This window comes from Bradyrhizobium sp. HKCCYLRH2060, assembly GCF_051168135.1.
Lineage (GTDB): Bacteria > Pseudomonadota > Alphaproteobacteria > Rhizobiales > Xanthobacteraceae > Bradyrhizobium.
In genome coordinates, this window is the sequence record NZ_JBNPUK010000009.1 from 108,494 (window position 1) to 126,975 (window position 18,482).

At 65.0% G+C, this 18,482-nt stretch carries 18 protein-coding genes and 1 tRNA gene; 6 read left to right on the top strand and 13 right to left on the bottom strand.

Features of this window, described 5'->3' with window-relative positions:
• Nucleotides 1-6 precede the first annotated feature (6 nt).
• Nucleotides 7-2,748 carry a nitrate/nitrite transporter gene (locus tag ACQR10_RS18745; protein ID WP_316217452.1) on the bottom strand — a complete coding sequence of 914 codons (2,742 nt, stop codon included), beginning with the start codon at nucleotides 2,746-2,748 and terminating at the stop codon, nucleotides 7-9.
• Nucleotides 2,749-2,945: 197 nt separating this feature from the next.
• Here ACQR10_RS18745 and ACQR10_RS18750 point away from each other — a divergent pair, with 197 nt between their 5' ends.
• A complete protein-coding gene (locus tag ACQR10_RS18750; protein WP_316217453.1) occupies nucleotides 2,946-3,644 on the top strand; it encodes a helix-turn-helix domain-containing protein in 699 nt (232 codons plus the stop codon).
• Nucleotides 3,645-3,994: 350 nt separating this feature from the next.
• On the opposite strand, the gene ACQR10_RS18755 is transcribed toward ACQR10_RS18750, so the two are convergent.
• The 5 genes from ACQR10_RS18755 to ACQR10_RS18775 all read right to left on the bottom strand — a co-directional run bounded on the left by ACQR10_RS18755 (nucleotide 3,995) and on the right by ACQR10_RS18775 (nucleotide 8,124).
• Nucleotides 3,995-4,324, bottom strand: a complete 330-nt coding sequence (locus ACQR10_RS18755; protein ID WP_315803376.1) for a hypothetical protein — start codon at nucleotides 4,322-4,324, stop codon at nucleotides 3,995-3,997.
• A gap of 11 nt (nucleotides 4,325-4,335) precedes the next feature.
• A complete protein-coding gene (locus ACQR10_RS18760; protein ID WP_315803375.1) occupies nucleotides 4,336-4,749 on the bottom strand; it encodes a DUF302 domain-containing protein in 414 nt (137 codons plus the stop codon).
• Between the two features lie 104 nt (nucleotides 4,750-4,853).
• Nucleotides 4,854-5,393 (bottom strand): c-type cytochrome, encoded by a 540-nt coding sequence (locus ACQR10_RS18765; protein WP_315803374.1) that lies wholly within the window; start codon nucleotides 5,391-5,393, stop codon nucleotides 4,854-4,856.
• The gene (soxC, locus tag ACQR10_RS18770) at nucleotides 5,380-6,657 is read right to left on the bottom strand and encodes a sulfite dehydrogenase (RefSeq protein WP_315803373.1); all 1,278 of its coding nucleotides are present in this window, start codon (nucleotides 6,655-6,657) and stop codon (nucleotides 5,380-5,382) included. Before soxC ends, ACQR10_RS18765 begins: the two co-directional genes overlap by 14 nt.
• Before the next feature lie 93 nt (nucleotides 6,658-6,750).
• The gene (locus ACQR10_RS18775) at nucleotides 6,751-8,124 is read right to left on the bottom strand and encodes a PLP-dependent aminotransferase family protein (protein ID WP_315803372.1); all 1,374 of its coding nucleotides are present in this window, start codon (nucleotides 8,122-8,124) and stop codon (nucleotides 6,751-6,753) included.
• Between the two features lie 85 nt (nucleotides 8,125-8,209).
• Here ACQR10_RS18775 and ACQR10_RS18780 point away from each other — a divergent pair, with 85 nt between their 5' ends.
• A complete protein-coding gene (locus ACQR10_RS18780; protein WP_315803371.1) occupies nucleotides 8,210-9,199 on the top strand; it encodes a helix-turn-helix transcriptional regulator in 990 nt (329 codons plus the stop codon).
• A gap of 20 nt (nucleotides 9,200-9,219) precedes the next feature.
• On the opposite strand, the gene ACQR10_RS18785 is transcribed toward ACQR10_RS18780, so the two are convergent.
• Nucleotides 9,220-10,185: an MBL fold metallo-hydrolase gene (locus tag ACQR10_RS18785; protein ID WP_316217454.1), complete on the bottom strand. Its 966-nt coding sequence runs from the start codon at nucleotides 10,183-10,185 to the stop codon at nucleotides 9,220-9,222.
• Nucleotides 10,186-10,423: 238 nt separating this feature from the next.
• Between ACQR10_RS18785 and ACQR10_RS18790 the strand changes: the two genes are divergently transcribed.
• The 3 genes from ACQR10_RS18790 to ACQR10_RS18800 all read left to right on the top strand — a co-directional run bounded on the left by ACQR10_RS18790 (nucleotide 10,424) and on the right by ACQR10_RS18800 (nucleotide 13,074).
• Nucleotides 10,424-11,323 (top strand): AraC family transcriptional regulator, encoded by a 900-nt coding sequence (locus ACQR10_RS18790; RefSeq protein WP_316217455.1) that lies wholly within the window; start codon nucleotides 10,424-10,426, stop codon nucleotides 11,321-11,323.
• Between the two features lie 189 nt (nucleotides 11,324-11,512).
• Nucleotides 11,513-12,334 carry an alpha/beta fold hydrolase gene (locus ACQR10_RS18795; RefSeq protein WP_315803369.1) on the top strand — a complete coding sequence of 274 codons (822 nt, stop codon included), beginning with the start codon at nucleotides 11,513-11,515 and terminating at the stop codon, nucleotides 12,332-12,334.
• The gene (locus ACQR10_RS18800; RefSeq protein WP_316217456.1) at nucleotides 12,331-13,074 is read left to right on the top strand and encodes a response regulator transcription factor; all 744 of its coding nucleotides are present in this window, start codon (nucleotides 12,331-12,333) and stop codon (nucleotides 13,072-13,074) included. Before ACQR10_RS18795 ends, ACQR10_RS18800 begins: the two co-directional genes overlap by 4 nt.
• Before the next feature lie 142 nt (nucleotides 13,075-13,216).
• Here ACQR10_RS18800 and ACQR10_RS18805 read toward each other — a convergent pair whose 3' ends face one another.
• Both ACQR10_RS18805 and ACQR10_RS18810 read right to left on the bottom strand, forming a co-directional pair.
• Nucleotides 13,217-13,546, bottom strand: a complete 330-nt coding sequence (locus ACQR10_RS18805) for a hypothetical protein (protein ID WP_316182395.1) — start codon at nucleotides 13,544-13,546, stop codon at nucleotides 13,217-13,219.
• Between the two features lie 244 nt (nucleotides 13,547-13,790).
• The gene (locus ACQR10_RS18810) at nucleotides 13,791-14,780 is read right to left on the bottom strand and encodes an alcohol dehydrogenase catalytic domain-containing protein (RefSeq protein WP_316217457.1); all 990 of its coding nucleotides are present in this window, start codon (nucleotides 14,778-14,780) and stop codon (nucleotides 13,791-13,793) included.
• A gap of 134 nt (nucleotides 14,781-14,914) precedes the next feature.
• Between ACQR10_RS18810 and ACQR10_RS18815 the strand changes: the two genes are divergently transcribed.
• Nucleotides 14,915-15,766 carry a LysR family transcriptional regulator gene (locus ACQR10_RS18815; protein WP_315803365.1) on the top strand — a complete coding sequence of 284 codons (852 nt, stop codon included), beginning with the start codon at nucleotides 14,915-14,917 and terminating at the stop codon, nucleotides 15,764-15,766.
• 77 nt (nucleotides 15,767-15,843) lie between these two features.
• Here ACQR10_RS18815 and ACQR10_RS18820 read toward each other — a convergent pair.
• From ACQR10_RS18820 to mnmA, 4 genes are all read right to left on the bottom strand, one after another.
• A tRNA-Met gene (locus tag ACQR10_RS18820) sits at nucleotides 15,844-15,920 on the bottom strand.
• A 239-nt stretch (nucleotides 15,921-16,159) separates the two neighbouring features.
• A complete protein-coding gene (locus ACQR10_RS18825) occupies nucleotides 16,160-16,510 on the bottom strand; it encodes a hypothetical protein (RefSeq protein WP_316217458.1) in 351 nt (116 codons plus the stop codon).
• Nucleotides 16,511-16,586: 76 nt separating this feature from the next.
• The gene (locus tag ACQR10_RS18830; protein WP_316217459.1) at nucleotides 16,587-17,222 is read right to left on the bottom strand and encodes a class I SAM-dependent methyltransferase; all 636 of its coding nucleotides are present in this window, start codon (nucleotides 17,220-17,222) and stop codon (nucleotides 16,587-16,589) included.
• A 27-nt stretch (nucleotides 17,223-17,249) separates the two neighbouring features.
• Nucleotides 17,250-18,446: a tRNA 2-thiouridine(34) synthase MnmA gene (mnmA, locus tag ACQR10_RS18835; RefSeq protein ID WP_316182371.1), complete on the bottom strand. Its 1,197-nt coding sequence runs from the start codon at nucleotides 18,444-18,446 to the stop codon at nucleotides 17,250-17,252.
• Nucleotides 18,447-18,482: the final 36 nt, after the last annotated feature.

The following is an 18,482-nucleotide window of genomic DNA, read 5'->3' on the forward strand; positions in this document are numbered from 1 at the left end:
ACGTCCTCATTCAGCGGGTTGGGCAGCGGTCGCGATCGCTCGGCGCCGTTCGACGTCGTGCAGGACGCCGCCCTTGCGGGTGTAGACGGCCCAGGTGATCAGCACGCAGGTGACGTAGAAGCCGAAGAAGCCCCAGAGGGCGGCCTGCACGCCGCCGGTGAGGTCAATCGAGGTGCCGTAGGATTTGGGAATGAAGAATGCGCCGAAGGCGGCGATCGCGGAGGTGAAGCCGGTGATGGCAGCGGATTCCTTCTCGGCCTGGCGCAGCCGCGTCTCCGCGTCCGCAGTCGGCATGAGCCGGATCATTTCCTGGCGCATGATGTTGGGGATCATCTGGAAGGTCGATGCATTGCCGACGCCGGTCGCGAAGAACAGCAGCAGGAACATCGCGAAGAAGCCCCAGAATGCACCGGGCTGATCCTTGATGCCGAGGAAGTAGAGCACCCCGAGCACACCGGCCATCATCAGCAGGAACACCCCGACGGTCACCCGCCCGCCGCCCCATTTGTCGGCCATCCAGCCCGTCGCGGACCGCGACAAGGCACCCACCAGCGGCCCGAGGAACGCGAACTGCAACGCGTCGACGGCCGGGAACTGGGTCTTTGCCAGCAGCGGGAAGCCCGCAGAATAGCCGATGAACGAGCCGAACGTGCCGGTGTAGAGCCAGCACATGATCCAGTTGTGCCGCCGCTGGAAGATGACGGCCTGATCGGCGAAGGACGCTTTCGCGGAGGCGATGTCGTTCATCCCGAACCAGGCGGCGAAAGCGCTGGCGACGATGAACGGCACCCAGACGAAGCCGGCATTCTGCAGCCAGATCGGCGTCGGCTGCGACCCACTCGTCATCGCCGGATCTCCGCCGAACCAGCCGAAGACTCCGACCGTGATCACGATCGGCACCACGAACTGGACGACGCTGACGCCGAGATTGCCGAGGCCGGCATTGAGCGCGAGCGCGTTGCCCTTCTCGGCGCGAGGAAAGAAGAAGGAGATGTTGGCCATCGACGAGGCGAAATTGCCGCCGCCGAAGCCGCACAACAGAGCCAGTATCAGGAACACCGGATAGGGCGTCGCCGGATTCTGCACCGCATAGCCGATTCCGATCGCGGGTATCAGCAGCGACCACGTGGCCAGCGTGGTCCACAGCCGGCCGCCGAAGATCGGCACCATGAAGGAATAGAAGATGCGCAGAACTGCACCGGAGATCCCAGGCAGCGACGCCAGCCAGAACAGTTCATCGGTCGTGAACTTGAAGCCGACCGAAGGCAGCTTCGCAACCACGACAGACCAGACCTGCCAGACCGCGAAGGACAACAGCAGTGCCGGAATGGAGATCCAGAGGTTGCGTCGCGCGATGGCTCGGCCCTTCTCTCTCCAGAACGTGTCGTCCTCGGGCCGCCAATCGGTGAGGATCGCGCCGGACAGAGCTCCGATGTGCTCGGGCCGGTGAATTTCCTCCATTTCCGGCAGCTCCGGCAGCCTCTTCAGCGCTTCGCCGGCGACGCCGCGCTCCATCTGCCGGATCGAGAGATGCATCCAGACCAGCGCGACCGCGACCAGCAGGAACAGCAGCATGAAGCAGCTGGTTCGCAGACCGGTGAGATCGACCAGCGCGCCGAACGCAATCGGCAGCACGAATCCGCCGAGCCCGCCGATCATGCCGACCAGGCCGCCGACGGCCCCGACATTGTTCGGATAGTAGACGGGAATGTGCTTGTAGACCGCAGCCTTGCCGAGCGCCATGAAGAAGCCGAGCACGAAGACGATGACGACGAACGGGACCAGCCCCATCTCCAGATGGAAGCCGACCTTTCCGTTCACCGTCGTCACGACATAGTCCGTCGGCGGATAGGACAGGAGGAAGGTCGCGGCGACACCCACCAGGAAAGTCCAGTACATCACGCGACGGGCGCCGAACCGATCGGACAGGTGTCCGCCATAGGCGCGAAATACGCTGGCCGGAAACGAGAACATGGCGGCCATCATGCCGGCCGACTGGATTCCAACGCCGTAGACCTTGATCAGGTATTGCGGCAGCCACAGCGACAACGCGACGAAGGCGCCGAAGACGAAGAAGTAGTACAGCGCGAAGCGCCAGACCTGGATGTTCTTGAGCGGCGCGAGCTCGAGCCAGGCGCTGCCGGCCTTCTGGTTGCGCTGTCTTCGCGAACGGACCACCGGGTCCTCCTCGGAGAACAGCCAGAAGACGATTCCCATGACGCCGATCGCGAGCGCCCAGACCTGGGCCACGGTCTGCCAGCCATAGGCGACCAGCACGAACGGCGCCACGAACTTCGTGACGGCGGCGCCCACATTGCCGGCGCCGAAGATTCCGAGCGCAGTGCCCTGCTTGGCCGTCGGATAGAACCGCGACACGTAGGCGACACCGACCGCGAACGAGCCACCGGCGATTCCTACGAAGAGCGCGGCGACGAGAAATTGCGGATAGGTATGCGCCCAGGTCAGAAGATAGGTCGCGACCGCGGCAGCGAGCATCACGACGGTATAGACGCGGCGTCCGCCATACTGATCGGTCCAGATGCCGAGCATCAGCCGGATCAGCGAGCCGCTCAGGATCGGGGTGCCGATCAGGAGGCCGAACTCGGTTTCGTTCAGATCGAGCTCTTGCTTGATCCGGATGCCGATGATCGAGAAGATCGTCCACACCGCGAAGCAGATCGTGAACGAGATTGTTGAGAGCCAGAGTGCTCGCGTTCGGTGCTCAGGGCTAGAATCTACGGCGTCCATGGTGGCCTCGACGTATGAATTCGACGCCACAGCAGTTATTCGGGGCACCCGGGAAAGGTTTTGCGATGCATCAACCGGACGGCCCGGTCGGCCACAATCTGCCAAATGCTCCAGATCGGATTATCAGACCGCACGTATGCAATTGACTTTTGTCACAGTTCGGGGCGATAGCAGATGAGTAACCGCTGGAGCTTCGCTTGCGCCCCGACGAACTCGCCCAGTTGAAGACGCTGCCGCTGTTCGCGGACCTCAGCGACGAGAATTTGAAGCGGCTGCTCGGCGCGGCTCTACTGCAGCAATTTCCGGCCGGAGTGCGGTTGGCTCGCGAGGGAGATCAGGCCGACTTCCTGCATGTGCTGATTGGCGGATTGGTGGAAATCTACACCGAGCAGGATGAGGCCGAGTGGGGCATCTCGCTGCTTCGTCCCGTGTCGACCTTCATACTTGCTGCAGTCGTGGTCGATCAGGCGTATCTCAATTCAGCCCGCACACTGACCGAGTCGCGGGTGCTGCTGATCCCGGCCCGCGATGTAAGGGCACTCTTCGACGAAGACATCGCATTCGCACGGATTGTCGCTCAGGAGTTGGCGTATGCCTATCGCGCTTCTGTCAAGAAGCTGAAGGGCACCCTGGCCCGGTCGAGCATCGAGCGCCTCGCCAACTGGATACTTGCCGAAGCCCAGCGCGAACCGGCGCAGGCGAATATCGTCATTCCATTCGACCGCGGCACGCTGGCCTCCCACATCGGCACGACGCGCGAAAACCTGTCACGCAGTCTTGCCCAACTTACGAGCCATGGGGTTCGCATCCGCGGACGAGAGATCGTCATCGACCGCAAGGAGAAGTTGGAGCTGTTTGCCCGGCCAAAGCCGCTGATCGACGATCCCGGCTCGTAGGCTCCTCTTGCGATCGGTCCTGCCCCTCTGTTGGGAACGGTCAATCAGCAGAGTCCGGAATCGGAGCCGTCGATATGGTTCTTCTCCGCCGCCACACCCACTCCGCGTGGCAGTCGCTGAGACGGCCCGAAACCGATCGGCCGCTGCGTCGGTGATCTGGTTTTGCGCGATCGGCATTGCCAATGCCAGGGGTTCACCAGCCCTCCTCTAAACGTGACTGCTTTTAGATTTGACGAGGCCACTTCAGCATATCGGCGGGCTCAACGCCGGGCGCTACTGCCAGGGCTTGGACGTTGTCCAGTGTGAGGTTAATCAGCCCCGCTTCTATCTTGCCACGCCGCAACATCCGCCTAGACCAGGCCCGGCGGACCTGGCTGATCGTCGGCGTCCCGCGACACGATCGTCGGCGGCTCATCATAGCCGGCACGGCTGCTATAGAACACCAGCACCATCAGCCCGATGCCGCATACGAGCGAGAACAGCACGCCGATGGCCATCGCGGCATAGCCTGACGACGGCACGTCGGTGCCTTCTGCGGACGACCAGCCGAGAACCGCGACGACGATCACCGCAACCAGCATCGACAGCAATGCTGCGACGAGCAGATAGGCGCCGGCCCCCATGGTGCGGGCATCCGACGCCATCTCTCCCCACAGCGAACGCCAGGATATGCGCGGCATGGCATGCGCCCCTATTGCGGCGACGCTTCGGACGCCGCGGCTCCGGCAATCGCCTCGAGCGCGCCGGTCATGGCCCGCACGGCCGGCTCGGCCGCCGCCGGTCGGCCGTGACGCCCCAGCAGCCAGGCCGGGTCATTGTAGGACAACCAGGTGCGGCCCTCGGCGTCCTGCCACACGAGGACCTTCAGGGGCAGATCGATGCCGCTGGTCTGTGCGGCCTGCATCAGCGGCGTTCCCCCTTTGGGGCTGCCGAAGATCAGCAGGTCGGTCGGGCGCAGCGTCATGCCCGCCTCGACGGCGCCGGCCCGATGGTCGACATGAGCAAAGATCGTCAGTCCCCTCGATGTGACCGCGTCCTGCAGCTTCCGCATCGTGGTGCTCGGATCATTATGGCTTTGAATCGTGATCAGCCCGTTCGGGTCCATGGCTTGTGCTCCGATCGTTGTCGACAATGTCAGAAGGCCGAGCAGAGCGAGCGTCCACCCGATCACGAGGCCCCGGCCGGCGGATTGCCGGCAGCCTGATCCGCTCATTTTGGCGCCCGCACCCTGCTGAACTCCGGCACGGGAACGAAGCCGTCGCGGTTCGGCATTCTAACCTTCGGAAGCGAGGCCTGATCGAGACGGCCGTCCGGCGGCAGGATGCCGTTCAGGCTGAGGATGTAGGCCGACAATGCGTAGTAGTCGTCGACGCTGAGCGAGCCCGGAGCCTGGTACGGCATGGCGCGATGGATGTAGTCGAACAAGGTCGTGGCATAAGGCCAGAAACTGCCGACGGTCTTCACCGGATTGCCAGAGGCGAGCGTCCCCTGACCGCCCACCAGACGATCCTTGATGCCGCCCTGCCCGCCTTCGCCATGGCAGGCGGCACAGTTCTCGGCAAACAGCTCCCTGCCACGCGCGGCCGTGCCGCTGCCCTCTGGCAAGCCCTTGCCGTCGGGACGGACGTCGATGTCCCATAGCCTGATCTCCTGCGCCGTTGCCGGGCGTCCGAATTCGGCCGCATGTGCCGGACAGACGAGAAGCGCCGCGGCCAGCGCGGTAGCGAAAAGGCGCTCAGGCGAGAACATTGCTGACCTTCCCATCGCCGCTGATACTCCATGTCTGCTGGGCGCTGTAATGGAACAGCGCGTTGGTCCCGGTCTTCGCGATGAACGATTTGCGATCGGGCTGCACATTGCCCTTCTCGTCGGTCGAGCGGCTGACGATCCTGGTGGGCTTGCCGTCCCACTGCCAGTCGAGCTGGAAGCGCGCCTGCGCCTTCGGCAGCACGGGATGGTTCAACCGGGCCTGCTGCCAGGTTCGGGCCGCGTCGGTGCTCACCTCGACCTTTGCGATCCGACCATGGCCGCTCCAGGCCAGGCCGGTGATGCGGTTGTAGCCGGGGCGGATCGTCATCGTCCCCGAGGGCGAGGTGATGACGGAATTGGTCTCCATCCTGAGCTGGAACTGCATCGCCTTGCCGTTGGCCAGCAGCTGGGTGTAGCGCGCGGTCTCCCAGCGCGTCATCCAGGGCGCGTCGCCGAATTTCAGGCGGCGCAGCCATTTGATGTTCAGATTGCCTTCGAATCCGGGCATGATGAGACGCAACGGGAAGCCATGGGCCGGCCGCAGCGGCTCGCCGTTCTGGCCATAGGCGACGAACGCCTCGTCCATGATCTCATCCGTGAGCGGGATGCTTCGTGCAACGCCCGCCGCGTCGCCGCCCTCGGCCAGCATCCAGGCGGAGCGATGATCCTTGCCGACCAGCTCGATCAGATGGCGAAGCGGGACACCGGTCCATTCGTTGCTGCTGACGAGACCATGGGTATTCTGCACCGTCAGATTGGGGTCGGCCTTCTTCCAGTTCTCCCAGCCATTGCCGGTGCACTCGATGAAAACGACGCGCGAGATCGAGGGCATTCGCGCGATGTCATCGGGCGTCAGCACAAGCTGCTCGCGTGTCATGCCGTGGATGAGCAGCCTGTGCCTGGCCGGATCGATGTTCGGAACACCGGAATGGCTGCGCTCATAGTGCAGATCCGACGGGGTGATCGTGCCGACGAGCCTGTCGAGTGGCGTCTTAGAGTTGATCGCATCGGCGGGATCGACATTCCGCTTGCCGGGCGTCGCCTCCGGAATCCGTCCGATGTGAACATAGGGCGAGCGCGCGCTGAAGGCGGACAACGCATCACCCGGCTCCCGCGCCGGCACGTCGGTCAGATCGTCGGCGAGCGCTTCGCCGGCTATCGAGACGCTGACGGCGACCGCCGACGCCTTGACGAAGCGTCGACGCGAGATGCCGCCTCCCTCATCGGACCGGAGCCAGGTGTGAGACGGCTTTTCGATGCTCATGCGTGCCCTCAGGATGACGGAGGTCGCAGAGGCTTATCTGCAATTCGGTGGCGCCTCCATTATACCGGGGGATGTGAACGCCCGGGGATCGCGCTATACGATCTGTCTGACGGAGCGCGCGGTGACTGCGCGCGACAGCACCTGCAATGCCTGGCCGAGCTCGGCCCGGTTGCGTGCCGCTCCGAGAGAGAGACGCAGACCGCGCGGTGCCGGCTGGCCGACCGCGAACGCGACCTCACCGACGACGGCCAGGCCGTTCCGCATCAGATGCGACAGCAGGTCGGTGCCGTCGAGCTGCGGCGACAGCGGCATCCAAAGATGATGACTGGCGGGACGCGCGGCATAGGTCACTCCCTTCAGCAGACGCGACGCGAGCTGCTGACGGGCGGCGGCCTCGTTGCGGATGGCGCGGATGATCTCGTCGGCGACACCGGACTTCAGCCAGTGCGTGACCAGCGCAACCATCGGCGACGCCGGCATCTGCATCGTTGCCTGCAGGTTGACGCGCATCATCTGCTCGGCCTTGTCGTCGGGCGCCAGCAGATAGGCGACACGCAGGGCCGGCGCGATGCATTTGGCGATGCTGGCCGCGTAATAGGTTCGCTCGGGGATCAAGGTCGCGATCGGCGCGACGCGCGGCTCCAGCGGGCCATAGGCATCATCCTCGATCAGCACGGTGTTGCGCTTGCGGATGATGTCGGCGATTGCCTGCCGCCGTCCGGCGCTCATCGTCGCGGTAGTCGGATTCTGCTGTGTCGGAACCAGATAGACCGCCTTCGGCCGGTGCTTGCGCACGGCGTCATCCAGCGCGTCGGGCCGGACCCCCTCCAGATCCATGGCAGCCCCGATGAGACGCACACCGAGCTGCGCAGCGGCTGCCTTGATTCCGGGAAAGGTGAGCGCCTCCGTCACGACGACATCGCCCGGCTGCGTCAGCGCCAGCAGAGCATTGAAGATGATCGCTTGCGATCCCGGATAGATCACGATCCGCTCGGGCGAGGCATGAGACAGCCGCGGTTGCAGCCAGAGGGCGGCAGCTTCGCGCTGGTCCACGCTGCCGCCCGGCGGCGCGTAGCTCAGAAACGCGCTCAAGCCGGCCTCCGTGCGAATGGTCGAAAGCCCCTGCTCGATCCGCCGTTCGAGCTGCGCCTCGACCGGCTGTGGCGGCAGGTTCATCGAGAGGTCGATGGTGACCGTGGCCGGCTGGTCCGGAGACGCACGCGCCGTGGTCTCGGACACGAACGTCCCCTGCCCGACGCGCCCCTCGATCAAGCCTCGACGACGCGCCTCGCTATAGGCGCGTGTGACCGTCGTCAGATCGATCCTCAGCTCCGCCGCGAGGCTGCGGTGCGTCGGCAGCCGCTGCCCACGCAGCAGCCGTCCGCTCGCGATATCCGCGGCGAGCGCATCGACGATGCGGACGAACAGCGGCCCTTGCCATTCGGAAAGTGTAGGGAGCCAATCCATGCAATTCTCCGCAATTCCTTTGATTGCATGCTTCTTCTGACAGATTGTATGGATCATCCCCCTCGGTCAAGGACGGAGGCGCGCAATGGACAACGAGGCCAGAGAAGCCAACACGGCGACGCGACTATCGCACACGGGCCGACATGTGCCGGCCCTGGTCACCTCGCTGCCAAGCCTGGCGCACATCCCTGCCGAACGACGCTGGCGCGAGCCACCGCACTCACCATCGCTGACCGCGGACGGCGGAGCACGACTCTCGGTCTCGATGTGGAGCGGTAGGATCGACAGAGCCGCACTCGAGGTGCAAGCCGATCTGGCCGACCTGCCCTACACGGTGTCTTACGCCGTGCGGTGCACGAACCTGTCGCTCTCCATTGCCGGACGGTCCGTGATCGATGGCGACGTCGTTCCAGGCACCATCGTCCTGACAGGGCCCGCGCTTCCCAATGCGCGGGCAATCTATCGCGAGGACTACGCGATCCTGCGGGCGTTCGTCTCTCCGGCCACCGTGACGGAATGTTACGAGGACATCAGCGGCAGGCCCGCCGACCCTTCGATGGAGTTGTTCGGCCCGCAGGAAGCGGACGACAAGGTGCTGCGTCACCTGATGACGTCGCTGATGCGCGCCTTCGCCGATGACGCCGCCCCGAGCCGGTTGTTCCTCGACAGCCTGAGCATCAGCTTCGCGGCCCACCTGATCGGGCGCTACCACCTGAAGCAGGAGCATTCGCCGAAGCGAAAGCTGTCGCCGCTGACACCGTGGCGGCTGAATCGGGCAAAGGCCTTCATTGATGCTCATCTTCAACAGCCGATCGCGCTGGCGGATCTGAGCGCCGCCGCGGGTCTCAGCCGCATGCATTTCGCAGCTCAGTTCAAGGCCTCCACCGGCATGTCGCCCCACATGTATGTCCTCCAGTGCCGGGTTCATGCGTCGAAGCGGCTGCTGCTCGATCCCGAGCGATCGATCCGGGATGTTGCCATCTCCGTCGGATTCAAGAGCGAAACGCATTTCATCAATGTGTTCCGGCGCCTGGTCGGAGAAGCGCCCGGACGCTGGCGCCGCGCTGTGCCATGATTTCGTCTCGGCCGCGGACGTCAGACGCCCTGGTAGACCAGTCGGGTAAAGAACGCCGGCGTGATCAGGAATTGGCCGAAGCGGCTGTCGAAGGCCGTGGTCGGCTTGGCCGCGATGGCCTCCTCCACCGAACGTCCCTGCTGCTTCAGCTTGGCGACATTGTCGCGGATGGCGGAGAGCATGTCCCGATAAACCGCGAGCTCTTTCCTGTTGCTCACGGGCGCGCCATGTCCGGGAACGACGATCGTCCTGTCGCCCGCCGCGGCCAGATTGGCATCGGCGGCCTTGATCATGCCGTCGATGCTGCCGCCGGTCGAATAGTCGATGAAAGGATAGATTCCGTTCCAGTACGTGTCGCCACAGTGCAGGACGTCGGCCTCGGTGAACGTGATCGACAAATCGGAATCGGTATGCGCAGCGCCGTAGGGCCGGAGCACAACCGTCGCGCCGCCGTGCTTCAGCGTCGTCTCGGCGCTGACGGTCTCGCTCGGAACTGCGGCGAGCGGCGATGTCGGGAAGTTGTAGTCCCAGTCCTCGACGCGCTGCGCTGACAACAGATGCTTGCGGGTGTTCGCGTGGGCGACGATCGCCGCTCCCTCGCCGTTCAACCACGCATTCCCGTCAGTATGGTCGAAATGCCAGTGCGAGTTGATCAGGCGCGTCACAGGACTGCGGCCAATGGTATTCAGACTCTGCAGCAGCTTCGGACGCGACGCCGTAATGCCTGCATCGACAAGCAGCTTGCCGTCGCGTCCGGAGAGAACCGCGATGTTGCCGCCGGATCCTTCGAGAATGCTGACATCGCCGCGTAGCGCGTGGACCTTGATCGGCGCATGCGCCGCCGCGTCGCGGATCGTATCCACGATGTTGCGGGCTTCGGCAAACGCCTGCGATGGCGTGAGCCAGCCTCCCGCGGCAACTGCACCGGCTGCGGCGATACAGCAGATGCAGAACGTTCGGCGGGAATGGTTCTCAGCCAGTGTCATCTTGCGATCTCCCATTGCCCGTTCGGCAGCAACGTCTCCCGGCAGCCACCACAATCTGGCCTCGGCGCAGCGTTGCGACGGCTTGTCACGACATCTAGCGGACGAGAGACCATGCTTGCTTCCTGAAAGTGCGAATGACTTTCCAATTCGCACGTCAATCGATGGCGCTGCGGCCTACGGCCTCTTTCGCATCCGGTCGGCGCTGTCTAACTAAACGATTTCTCGACGAGGTCTCTCCATGCTGGTGCACGACGAAACTCAATGGCGCGCCAAGCCTGCCCCCGCCACGCTCGCAAACGGCCGCCATATTCAAGTCGGCCTGTCGCGCTGGCGAAGCGAGCACAACGGTCCTATCGAAGTCTGCTCCGATTGCGAGGATGATTCACACGTCGTGACGCTGGTGCAGCGGCGCGCGCGACAAGAGTTGCTGATCTCCGGACGCAGCGTCTGGAGCGGCGGCGAGGAGCCGAATGCTATGCTGATCACCGGCCCGCGGCAGGGACGTTGGCGCGGGTTGGCCAGGGGCCGGCTCGACAATCTCAGGGTTTTTCTCTCGCAGGATCTGCTGCGCGAGTGCATGAACAGCGTGCTCGGGCGTTTGCCATCGGGCGACATCTGTCTGTTCGAGACCGACCGGATCGTCGACGACGGTCTCCGACAGCTTGCCTTGGCATTCAGGGCCGCGGACCTCTATGACGGAATCGCGGGACCCTCCTTCGTGGAAGGGCTCGCCTTGGCGTTCGGCTCGCGCTTGATCGAACGACATCATGGCCGCACGATCAGCGCCGGCGACGCGGCGAAGCCCGCGGCCGACCGTATCGGCCGCGCCCTCGACTATATCGATGCGCACCTTGGTAGGACGATCTCCCTGTCGCAACTCAGTGACATCGCTGGCCTTCCCCGATCTCGATTTGCCGCCCAGTTCAAGGCCGCCACCGGGCATCCGCCCCATGCCTATATCCTGCACCGCCGGATCGTCCGCGCCCAGGAGAGGCTTCGAGCGACAGAACAGCCAGTCGTCTCGATCGCCTTCGATCTCGGCTTCAGCAGCCAGGCCCATTTCACCACCGCCTTTCGGCGAATGACCGGAAACTCCCCGGCGCTTTGGCGGCTGGGCGCCCGCAATCGAACAAGCTGAACCGTAGCTCCATCCGCTGCAGCTGCCCAGCGCGTGCTCGTGCATTCTTTCAAGATTGGAAGTCCGCACGGAAGACTTCTCCGGTGGGTCTCTTTTAAGTCGTTGTCGAACGAACGCTCACGTCCGAGGCCGCGCCGTAGCCCGCGCTGCAATCGGAATCCTCGACGGGTCTCAACTGGAGATGCATCCATGCCCTTCATCACGACGACCGACGGAACCGAGATTTTCTACAAGGATTGGGGCAACGGACAGCCGATCCTGTTTCATCACGGCTGGCCGCTCAGCGCCGACGATTGGGACACCCAGATGCTATTCTTTCTGCATCGCGGCTATCGCGTGATCGCGCACGATCGGCGCGGTCACGGCCGGTCGAGCCAGTCCTCGACCGGCCATGACATGGACACCTATGCGGCCGACGTGGCGGAGCTCGCACGCGCGCTCGATCTGCGCAATACCGTCCACGTCGGACACTCGACCGGCGGCGGCGAGGTCACGCGTTACGTCGCCCGTCACGGCCAGGGGCGCGTTGCAAAGGCCGTTCTGGTCAGCGCGATCCCTCCGATCATGCTCAAGACGTCAGCGAATCCAGACGGCACGCCGCTCGCCGTATTCGATGATCTCCGCGCCCAGCTCGCGGCCAACCGGGCGCAGTTCTATCGCGATGTGCCGATTCCGTTCTACGGCTTCAACCGGCCGGGCGCGCGCCTCATCGAGGGTGTCGTCGACAATTGGTGGCGTCAGGGCATGATGGGCGCAGCCCACGCGCATTATGAATGCATCAGGGTGTTCTCGGAAACGGACTTCAACGAGGACCTCAAGCTCATCGATGTACCGACGCTGGTCATGCACGGCGATGACGATCAGATCGTGCCTTATCAAGACGCCGCGCTGCTGTCGGCCAAACAGCTCAAGCATGGCACCTTGAAGCTCTACAAGGGCTTTCCGCACGGCATGCTGACGATCCATGCCGACGTCCTCAACGCAGACATTCTCGCGTTCATCGCAGAATGACGGCAGAGCTTCCTCGCCGTCGAACATCCTCGCATTCGGCTGCGGACTCCCCTCTCCTGCAGCACGGTGCGCGGACGCGTGGCCGCGGCGAGTTGCACCATCTCAGGTTGGCCAGGCCGGAGATCCCACCACCTCATGTCGTCGCTGTCGTCGATGACGACACGACGTCGCGAGACGTACTCGATGCCATCTTGATGTCAGCGGGTCTCGAGTCCAGGTGGCACGATTCGATAGCTTCGCTGCTCACCAGGGGCGTTGATCGCGAAGTCGGCTGCCTCCTGATCGACGTCCGGTTGCCGGGCAAGAGCGGCTTGGCGCTGCAGCAGCATCTCTTTGCACGCAACGTCCGAACCCCGATCATCATGAGCGCCCGCGACGCGGATGTGTCGACCGCTGTCAGGGCCATGCGATCCGGCGCAATCAACTTCGTGGAGAAGCCATTCCAGCCGCGGAACCTCCTCACGGCGGTCGACGAAGCCATTGACATCGAGGCGCGACGGCAGAAGGAGGAGCGCGCGAAGGATCACTTGAGGGATCGCGCCACCCGATTGACGCCGCGAGAGATGGAGGTCCTGACGGCTCTCGATCGCGGCCTGGTCAACAAGCAGATCGCGGCCGAACTCGGGATCTCCCTCATCACGGTGAAGATGCATCGAAGCAATGCCTTCAGAAAGCTCGAGGCGACATCCGTGACGGACATGGTTCAGAAGGTCCGCGACCTCGAGCTCGGGCGGTGCTAGCGAGGGCGCCGTGGAGTTGTCGTCTGGGTGGTGTCGATAGAGAATAGGTCGAAGCCCGCCTTGCGCAATCCGGTGCGAGCGACACGTTCACCCGTGAATGTGCGGGCAACTGCAGGCGTGCTGCGCATGTCCTCGCCTGCGTTCAGATCAGGACGGCAGCGAATCTCCAGTCGACCGACTTGCCATCGACCATTGCGTGGAAGGGCGAGAACGCGGTCTCGGCCATTAGCCTTCTCGACGAATTCTGACCGTGCCGCTCAGACCTCCAGACGACGATGTCGGTGATCGAGCCATCCGCGTTGGAGATCATGAGCCGGGAGACGAAGCCGGGCTGCTGACGAAGCCAAGCATCGATGTCACGGCCGGCTTCGACGGCCTGCTTCGCCGCAATCCCCGGCTTCATGCGGAACGAGGTGACTTCCGCCGCCTGAGGCAAGCCCCGCGCGTGACGTGTCTCGCTGGCCGTCACCATGTCTCGCCTCTCAGATCTGGTCCCCACCGGAGACCTCGATCGAGGAAGAACGAACCCTTGAGATGCGTGGCGAGCAGGTTATCGAACATCTCGGGTGTCACCTGGTCGACGGTGGCGAAGAGGCCTGCTCCGGCTTTGTCGACAAGGTGGTCGAAGCGGGCGCGGCACCAGACTCTCATCGCGCGATCCCTTGGCGTTGCCATTTGCGAGTGAAACCTGTGCAGCCGTGATTGGTCGAGCAAGCTCACGCCGCCCCGATGTCGACCGCAATCTTGCCTGCGCCACCCCCCTTCTTGAGGGCGTCATAGGCCGCGCCGACGTCCTCGAGTGCGAACCGGCGCGGGTCGAGCAGCGGCGTGAGCTTGCCGGCCTCGACCATCTGCGCGGCCTTCTCGAGAATCTCGCCGTGGTGCCGCCGTCCTTCACCCTCGATCAGCGGCAGGAGGGTGAAAACGCCGGAATAGGTGCCGCCCTTGAACGAGAGAGGCGCGAGCGGATGGGTGCCCCACCCCAGCGATGAGGTCACGTGACCAAACCTCGCCACCGCGGCGAAGGCGACGTCGAGAGCGCCAACCGTATCGTACACGACGTCGAAGCCACGCCCTCCCGTCACGCGGCCGACCGCTTCGGCAATCGGCTCGTGCCGGTCGATGAAGGTCGCGCCAAGGCGCTCGATCACGGGCCTGCTCTCCGCGCTTCCCGTGGCATGGACCGTTGCACCGAATGCGAGCCCCAGCTGGACCACGATGTGACCGACGCCACCGGCTCCGCCCAGCACAAGGAGCGTCTGTCCTTGTCGAATGCCGACGCGATCGACAAGACCCTCCCAGGCCGTGATCGTCACGAGGGGCAGAACCGCGGCCTCGCGCATGGAGAGGTTGGCCGGCTTGGCCGCAAGCAGATCCTCATCGGCGCTGACATATTCGGCCAGCGTTCCGGGATGACCGCCGACGCCGCCGACCATGCCGTACACCTCGTCGCCAGGGCGAAACCGGGTGACGCCGGGGCCGACGACCTCGACCGTCCCAGCCATGTCCAGCCCGAGGATGGCGGGCGCGGGATGCTTGGCATGCGCGGCCTGGCCGTCTTGGATCTTGGCGTCCAACGGGTTGGTGCCCGCCGCGGCGATGCGCACAAGGACCTCACGGTGCCCCGGCGTCGGGCGGCTGATCGGGGTGACGCGGAGCGGCGCGCCAGTTTCGTGGAGGACGGCAGCCGTCATCGAATGGGTCATTGAGACCTCCTGCTGTGATGGCGGAGACCATGATCCCTCATTTTCTGAATGGACATCATCGAATTTGTACGTAATTCATTCAGTTCTGAATAGGTGTCCAGCGATCCCGTCGGGCTGTTTTTGAAAGGACCGGCATGGAGTGGAGCGACCTGCGGATCTTCCTTGCCATTGCGCGCGAGGGCACGCTCGGTGCTGCAGCGCGTCGGCTCGGCCTGTCTCAACCGACCATGGGACGCCGCCTCGCAGCCCTTGAGGCCGCCGTGAACCAGACGCTGTTCCAGCGGACGTCCGAGGGTTTCGTGCTCACACACGAAGGCACGGCCGTGCTGGCCCACGCCGAGCGCGTGGAGGAGGAAGCGCTCGCCTTCGAGCGACGCCTGGCCGGAACGCAGGCGCAACTCGACGGCTTCCTCAGGATCTCATCGTCGGACTGGTTTGGCCGCTTGATGCTGGCGCCTGTCCTTGCCGAGTTCGGCCGTCTCCACCCGCGCGTTTGTGTCGAGCTGCTGACCGATGCTCGGCTCTACAGCCTTCCCCGCCGCGAGGCGGACCTCGTGTTCCGCATTCGGTCGTTCGACGAGCCGGAGGTGATCTCGCGGCGGCTCTTGCACATTCCCTATGCTGTGTACGGCCCGGTTCACGGCCCCCGGAACGTCGGAGGCGACGGCGAAGGGATCAGGGTCGTCACCATGGACACGGCCTTCGCCGACATGCCCGACGCGCGCTGGCTGGCGAAGAAACTCCCGAAGGCGGAGGTCGCGATGCGGAGCAACAACCGGGACGTTCAGGCCATTCTCTGCGCGCAGGGAGCGGGCCTTGCCGTCCTGCCCCGACCGCTCGGAGACGCTACGCCCGGCCTCCAGCAGGTCGACGTCGGCGAGCAGCCGCCGGGGCGGGACACCTATCTCGGCTATCATCGAGATCTGCGCCGGCTGGCGCGGCTGCGCGCTGTGCTCGATCTGGTGATCGCGCGGCTGGCATCGTAGGCCGCGCCGTGGCGTGGCGTGCCAGCCTTGCGGACCGGGAGAATGGGGACGAAGCGTTCGGGTGGAGGGGTGACCGTTGGTAGCGGGGGAGGGACTCGAACCCCCGACCCCAGGATTATGATTCCCGTGCTCTAACCAGCTGAGCTACCCCGCCACGGTGTTCGATCAAGGCAAGACCGGTTGAAGCGGGCCGCCGGACCTTGTGAACGGGCGGCATATAAGGAGGCGTCTCCGCCCCTGTCAAGCAAAGCTCGCGGGCAGCAGCGGTTTTCGCACGAGGGGATTTCCGGACGACTCTCCAAGGCCTTGCGCATGTATCCGCCGCTCGTCGAGGGTCACACGCCGACGTGTGCGACCAACAGCAGCTGCTCGGCAATGCGGATCACAAGAGGCTCACTTCGGCTGTACGTTCTGATTGCCGCCGGGGCTGCCGGGCGGCGGGATCACCGGGGTCGTGCCGCCCTCCGGGGTCGGCGCGTGCATTTCCGGGTCGACCCCGCTCGGCGGACACAACACGCCGTTGGTCTTCGCCAGCTTGTCGCCGAGCAGCTCGCCGGCGCGGCCGGTGGTGATGCCGTCAGGCGTCGCCGTCGCGCGGGCATTCGGCGCACAAGCGGCATTCGCGTTGGGGGCCGGCGCCGTTGCCTGCGGCGGCGTGGCCGGCGTCGGCGGCGCCTGGGCGCGGGCCGCAGCCGCGGCCGAGACCAGTGCGAACGAGAGGAACAAGGTTTGCCTGATGCTCATGGCGGGGCAACGCAAACCGCGCGTTCGCGTTCCGCGCGGATGGCCTGGCAAAGCGCACGGCCAGGGTATCCGGTGATCAGCCCTTGCGGTAGCGAATGAGCGAGAAGTGTCCGAGCGGCGGCATCGGCCGGCGCTCGGCCAAGGTGACGCCGCCATGCTTTGCAGCCCAGTTCACCAGCCGAGCCCAGGGGAACTCCGGCCGCCAGCCGAGTCGGCGCGCGATCGGCGCGAAGGCGAGCTCGAAGATGCGGCGCGGGCCGCTCTCGGCGCCGATATGGTTGACCAGGATCAGCTCGCCGCCCGGCTTCAGCACGCGGATGAAATCATCGAGCGTCGCTTCGGGATCCGGCACCGCAGTGATGACGTATTGCGCGACCACCGCGTCGAAGAAATTGTCGGCGAACGCGAGATGCTTGGCATCCATCACCGCGAGCGTCTCGACATTGAAGAGCTTCAGCTCGCGGACGCGGGCCTGCGCCCGCCGCAGCATCGGCTCGGAGATATCGACGCCGCAGATCCTCGTGGTCCGGGCGTAGTCCGACAAAGACAGACCGGTGCCGACGCCGACGTCGAGAATGCGGCCGCCGATGCGATCGGCTTCCGCGATGGTCGATTGGCGGCCCTGATCGAAGACCTTGCCGAACACCAGATCGTAGATCGGCGCCCAGCGCTCATAGGCCTTTTCGACCCCCGCGCGGTCGATGTCCCCCATGCCCCTGCCCTGAATGATGGATGCTGATCAGCCGCGGACCGGCTCGGCCACGCGCTGCGGCCTGATCGCGTTGCCGCCCAAGCTGCTGCTTTCCGCAACAGCGCTCTGGATGAAGCCGCCACCGAGCACGCGGGCGCGGCCGGACGCGGCATCGTAGAACACGCAGGCCTGGCCCGGCGAGACGCCCTCTTCGCCGGCGACGAGCTCGACCTCGTAACGGCCGTCCGCACCGCGCAGCCAGGCCGGCTGCGGCGGCCGCGTCGAGCGCACCCGCACGAACAATTCGAGGCCCTCGCGCGCGGCCGCGTCGAGCGCGCCATCACCGATCCAGTTGACCTCGCGGAGCGTGATGCGATGCGTGCGCAGCGCCTCGCGCGGGCCGACCACGACGCGGCGGGTGGCGACGTCCAGCTTGACGACGTAGAGCGGCGCACCGGCAGCGATGCCGAGGCCCTTGCGCTGGCCGATCGTGTAGTTGGCGATGCCGTGATGCGCGCCGAGCACGCGGCCATTGAGATCGACGATCTCGCCCGGCTCCATCGCGTTCGGGCGCAGCTTGCCGATGATGTCGGTGTAGCGGCCGGTCGGCACGAAGCAGATGTCCTGGCTGTCGTGCTTGTCGGCGACCTCCAGGCCGAAACGGCGCGCGAGCTCGCGCACCTCCGGCTTGGTCATGTCGCCGAGCGGAAAGCGCAGATAATCGAGCTGCTCGCGCGTGGTCGCGAACAGGAAGTAGCTCTGGTCGCGATCGCTGTCCGCCGCGCAGATGAGCGCGCGCGATCCGTCCGCCAGCCGCCGCGAGGCGACGTAATGGCCGGTGGCGAGCACGGAGGCGCCGAGCTCGCGCGCGGTCTTCAGGAGATCGCCGAACTTGATCGCGCGGTTGCACTCGATGCACGGCACCGGCGTCTCGCCCGAAGCGTAGCTGGCGGCGAAATTGTCGATCACCGACTCGCGGAAGCGATCTTCGTAGTCCAGCACGTAATGCGGGATGCCGAGGCGCTCGGCAACGTTGCGGGCATCGTGGATGTCCTGGCCGGCGCAGCACGCGCCCTTGCGGTGCGTCGCCGCGCCGTGATCGTAGAGCTGCAGAGTGATGCCGACGACGTCGTAGCCTTCCGACTTCAACAGCGCGGCCGTCACCGAGGAGTCCACGCCGCCGGACATGGCGACGACGACCCTGGTGTCTTCGGGACGGCCTTCGAGATCGAGACTGTTGAGCATGATCCGGTCACTGCGATCGCGGCGTCAGGCAACGGG